This is a genomic window from Rahnella sp. ChDrAdgB13 (assembly GCF_017655185.1).
Taxonomy (GTDB): Bacteria; Pseudomonadota; Gammaproteobacteria; order Enterobacterales; family Enterobacteriaceae; genus Rahnella; species Rahnella contaminans.
The window spans coordinates 1-4,804 of the sequence record NZ_JAEMGT010000046.1; the positions used below are offsets into that span (position 1 = coordinate 1).

Below are 4,804 nucleotides of genomic sequence, written 5' to 3' on the forward strand. Positions count from 1 at the left end.
CGGTATGAAATTACTGATTATCAACTCAGCAGCTTTGTGCCCGTTGTTACTGCCCACTGAGTAGGTTGTGCTGATAGTTGATATCTGCAGACCGTCAAAAGCCTCACGCATCTCAGGACGATCGTTTACTGAGATAATCATTTTCCCTTTGATAGTTCGTGCCAGCTCAGCCATTGCCTGATACTGCTCAATACCGAAGGGAACGCCGTAGCCATGCGTTTTCCAGTAAGGCGGGTCGAGGTAAAACAGTGTGCCGGGGCGGTCATAGCGCTGTATACAGCTCTGCCAGTCCAGATGTTCGAGCGTGGCATGTTGGAGACGCAGCCAGGCTTCTGAGAGGTCTTCTTCAATACGAAGGATATTTAATCTTGTTGGTCGCGTCGGGCTTACGCCAAATGTTCGCCCTTCAGCTTTCGCCCCGAATGATAATTTTTGCAGGTAGTAAAATCGTGCTGCACGCTGAATATCCGTCAATGTGATGGTGGGTGTGTCATTTAACCATTTGAATATTTCACGGCTGGTTAAAGCCCATTTAAACTGCCTTAAAAACTCCTCTAAATGGTTCTGGATAACCCTGTACAGGTTCACGATATCGCTATTGATGTCATTCAGCACTTCGACCTTAGACGGCTCTTTCATAAAGAACAATGCGGCACCGCCGCAGAAAGGTTCTACATAGCAGGTGTGTTCCGGGAAAAGGGGTAACAGATGTTTGGCCAGTTTGCGTTTACCGCCGACCCACGGGAAGACTGTGTTTTTCATAATTCCATTTCGTTAATCGATCTGACTTACCGATCAATAATGAGTTATTGATCACCAAAACCAATATAACGAAAGCTTAAAGCCGGTATCAGTTACAAAGGCGAAGCAGGAACCCTAACATTCAGTATGTTGATAACTCATTGACTATGAATGATTTACCCTCATTTGCAGTGGTGACATAGGGTCACCGTCATGAATGAGGGTATTAAAATGAAAAAGACGCTTCTTTCTGAAGAACTACAATGGAAAATCTTGGACTATTTGTTTGATATACACCCGCGCCGTCTAACTGATGAGGAGTTTAGCGAGCAATTTGGCGACCTTGAGGATACACGGCTTGTTATCAATATTAGGCAACTTATGGCCGATGACCTTGTAGGGCGTTACTCGGTTATTAAAACGATGACCAGCGAAAGAGTTTTTTCATCCGAGTTAAAGTTAACTCCTTCTGGGCTTAAGTTTGTATCAAATAATCCAGCGGAGAATTAATATGTCACAGCATTCGGTTCAATATCGATCCGAATGCTGTCCCCGATAACATCCTGACCACAAAGTGCAAATTTGACCGTCATTTCCAGTGGCCCTTCCGGGGTTGTTTTGATTGAACTTTCAACCACCTCATCGATAAGCTCCTCGTCTACAGCGAGAGAAAATCCTTTGAAAATACCTGATTCATAGAGACGCACGAGTTGAATGTTTTTAGTTTTCATGTTCATTCCTACGGTTTCATTTTTCATCAATTATAATTTTTGACACAAGCGATATAGAAATGCGCCGGAGAAATCCGGCGCATAACTAAATAATGATGCTGTTATTCAGCCGGGTCATCGACAACATCCTGACCGTTGTCGATGCTGTGTTTGTATTGCAGATTATCGACGTATTTCTGAACCTGTGATTCAGTTTCGGCTTTGTCTGCATCAATTACCGCATCAGCAAGTTTTTCAGCAATGCTTTGTGCCTGGTCTGTGAACGCCGCCGCGATGGCGTCGAAGTTGTCACCACAGGCGGTTTTGACGGCATCCTCGTTGTGCAGGGTCAGATGACCTACAAAGTCAACTGCTGCTGCGGTGGCGTCTTCCTTGGTCGGGCCGGTGTAAATTGCAGCCAGAATATTGGTGACAATTTCTTTACTGCGTAATTGCACTAATGCGGCTTTCTGGATATTACCGGTGATATTAATGGTGCTCATGATTATTTCCTTTCGTGGTTTATGAATAAAAAGGTGCCGTATCCATGTAATGAATTTCATGGACTATTCCTTTTGGGTGTACTACATGTTATTTCCGGTTTAGGGAAAATGTATTAATTGGGTTGCGTAGGCCATTCAATATCAGGAGCGGTTGACAGGTCTAAGCGACTGAGTGCTACACGGTATTTCTTCCAGGCTTTCAGGAGTGCGATTTCTTCGTCCGTGGCCTCGTCAATATCAACGGCATCTTGCAATGGTGCTATCGCAGATGTGGCTATTGCCATCAGTGAATCACGCTGGGTTGTGGCCTGTGCGATAAGCTCTTCCTGTGTCGGTGCGGGTGGGTCTGACAATACGGGCTTACCGTTGCTGTCAGCAGTGATGATTTTGCCTTTCGCCTGACCTTCAAAAAGCGCCTTATAATCATCATCGCTAACTGCTATGGCGTCATCCGGCCAGCCATTTGGTGAGGCTTCATATGAAGCTTTGTGGGACTCAGAATAAAACCCTCCGGTCTTTGCACTGTAAAAATATTGCTCACTCATTTATTTGTATCCTATTGCCAGATATTTACCACCACGTGCGGTTGTGTCTTTGGAGCCTTTGTACAGCGTTGCACCTGTTGCAAAAAAATCGCTTGCGCCGATTTGTTCTTCCGCTGAGCCACCATCAGGGATCGGAATGACCATCAAACAACCACCGCTGAAAGCGGACGGGAACGTTATGACAGTCGTTGCGCCCGCTGTCGCCGGAAGTGCAAAATCGCCAATACGCATTTGAAGCCCGGACAGCGCCGAATTCCAGAGCATGGCTGGGTAAGTAATAGAGAAATCATCTGAGAGCGTCACTGTACCAGTTTTGCCGTTAACGCTTGTAACAGGGTACGGTGGCGGGTTTACCGTGGTGTACATTGCGCCTTGATCGGTATTATCCACTGTTATATGCAACTTGCCGTCATTGCCCCAGTCAATGTGAATGCTGTGTGGCCCAACATTATACAATCCGCCATTTGCCTGCACTGCAGCGTAGTTGCCAACGTCACCCAGTCCTACATCTGAACTGCCGAGAGATACAGCGCCTGTCTTATTGTTTACGCTGGTGACCGGATAGGGAGGCTGGTTGTTTTTGTAATACATTTCCCCTTCAGGGCTTGAGTCCACCTGAAGGATTAGCTTTGAGCCATCCCAGCCCACATAAACCTTATTGCTCTCCATGTCAGTGCCGCCACCCTGCTGTACTGCCACCCAGTTACCGACTTTATCCAGTTCGAGGTTTTTGCGTGACGTGGCAGCATCTGTGACATCAGAAAGGTTATTCCCCTTTTGCAGGGCGTTGCTTACGCGTTCATTATCTCTGTCCAGAAACAGTGTTTTTAATGCAGTTAATACCTGATCAGATGTAGCTTCATCGGGTTTGATTTCTGCCGCCGTTAATATGGCAATTAATTCCTGCTGATTAATTCGCGTGGCGGATTGGGTGTCGTTCATATAAACCGACGTGACAATCGTGGACACTTCACCGGTTTGCTTATTTTTCCCGTGAAAAAGGCCATCGGAAGTATTAATTGGGTCAATTAACTTTTTCACGTTTCGCTTTCCTCTAAATACTTAAATACGCATTCTGTATGCGCCGGTTTTAACCGGTTAAATAACGTTTCTAAATCCGGGTCGCCGGATTCTTCCAGGCGGTCACCCACCGATGATTCATCTACCCGAAAATAATAAGTCTGCTCAGGCGTGCCGTTGACGTTCACTATCCATCGCCACAGCGGGTCGGCAGGTTCTTCAATCGTGATGTCATAACCCAGCGCCGCCGCCAGATTAATAAAATACTGACGGCTTAAACCGCCTGTTTCAGCCAGAGCCGCCATCACGTTCTGGCGGCGCTGCTGCAACGTATCGATGCTCGCTGGCGTGAGTGCATAAACACGCTCCCAATCGGTAAGCATGTCGGTAGCTGATTCAGGATCAATCGCCGATACCAAATCTGCAATAACGCCATCGAGCGTGGAATACAGTAAGGCCTCGGCGTTGAGTTCGGCCTGCAGTCTTTCACCTGACGGGACATAGGTCACCGGAGGTAGCAGCAAGGCCAGTAAATTGAGGTATTCAGCCCGGTTCATGCTTATTCACTCAGCTGTGTGATGCTGAACGCACCAGGACGCACCCACTCAACCACCATTTCACTGACGATCGGTGAGACGTTACCGGTCGGTGCGGTGATGCTGTAGTCCAGTACGCCAGCGGTGTCAGAAATCAGCGCCCCAATTTGGGTCACAATGGCTTCCTGTCCGGGTATCAGCGCCGCAAACCAGTTATTAAGGCTGGTCGTAATGGACTCGGTGACCACCTCCAGCGTGGTATCGTCACTGATACCGACCGCCACGGTCACATCGACCGTTTTCTCGGTTGGGGCCAGCACCTGACAGCTTGCCTCGCCGGGGCCGACCGGGCGCACGCTGTCGATATAGTTTTGCACGGCGGCCAGCGTTTCGTCTGAGGGCAATCCGTCCGTGGCGGTTATCACAACATCGACCGTGCCCAGCCCACGGCGCAGGGGAAATACCCAAGCCCCGCTGACGCCGTTAATGGACTCCGCCCACACTTTATAGTCGTGAGCATTGCCGCCTGCGGCGGGCTGTCGCATCACATCAAGCAGGCGCGTCAGCAGTTCGTCGTCGGTCTCAACGTCCGTCGCCCCCGTCATGCTGACGACGGTCACCGTACTGTCAACGCCGGACGGCGCAGAAACCAGCGTGCCGGTGACGCCTGCGGCGAGGTTGCCACTCGTCCCTGCAGTGGTGGCTTTGGCTGCTATCGTGGCGGTGCCGTTATCGTCCAGCGCACCTGC

Annotated in this window: 8 protein-coding genes; 1 reads left to right on the forward strand and 7 read right to left on the reverse strand. The window is 49.0% G+C overall.

Going from position 1 to position 4,804, the window contains the following annotated elements; translation table 11 throughout:
* On the reverse strand, nt 1-762 hold a 762-nt coding region (locus J8X26_RS14370), incomplete at its 3' end, for a DNA adenine methylase (protein ID WP_208951207.1).
* Between the two features lie 210 nt (nt 763-972).
* Here J8X26_RS14370 and J8X26_RS14375 point away from each other — a divergent pair.
* On the forward strand, nt 973-1,251 hold the full coding sequence (locus J8X26_RS14375) for a hypothetical protein (protein WP_208951208.1): 279 nt from the start codon (nt 973-975) through the stop codon (nt 1,249-1,251).
* Here J8X26_RS14375 and J8X26_RS14380 read toward each other — a convergent pair.
* The 6 genes from J8X26_RS14380 to J8X26_RS14405 all read right to left on the reverse strand — a co-directional run.
* Nucleotides 1,248-1,472: a hypothetical protein gene (locus J8X26_RS14380; protein ID WP_208951209.1), complete on the reverse strand. Its 225-nt coding sequence runs from the start codon at nt 1,470-1,472 to the stop codon at nt 1,248-1,250. The genes J8X26_RS14375 and J8X26_RS14380 overlap by 4 nt on opposite strands.
* 101 nt (nt 1,473-1,573) lie before the next feature.
* Nucleotides 1,574-1,954 carry a hypothetical protein gene (locus tag J8X26_RS14385; RefSeq protein ID WP_208951210.1) on the reverse strand — a complete coding sequence of 127 codons (381 nt, stop codon included), beginning with the start codon at nt 1,952-1,954 and terminating at the stop codon, nt 1,574-1,576.
* Between the two features lie 113 nt (nt 1,955-2,067).
* Nucleotides 2,068-2,499, reverse strand: coding sequence for a tail fiber assembly protein (locus J8X26_RS14390; protein ID WP_208951211.1), 432 nt, complete (start codon nt 2,497-2,499; stop codon nt 2,068-2,070).
* Entirely contained in the window at nt 2,500-3,540 is a 1,041-nt protein-coding gene (locus tag J8X26_RS14395; RefSeq protein ID WP_208951212.1) for a hypothetical protein, read from the reverse strand. It abuts the gene before it with no gap.
* A complete protein-coding gene (locus tag J8X26_RS14400; RefSeq protein WP_208951213.1) occupies nt 3,537-4,076 on the reverse strand; it encodes a YmfQ family protein in 540 nt (179 codons plus the stop codon). The genes J8X26_RS14395 and J8X26_RS14400 overlap by 4 nt, the downstream gene beginning before the upstream one ends.
* Nucleotides 4,077-4,078: 2 nt before the next feature.
* On the reverse strand, nt 4,079-4,804 hold a 726-nt coding region (locus J8X26_RS14405; protein ID WP_208951214.1), incomplete at its 5' end, for a baseplate J/gp47 family protein.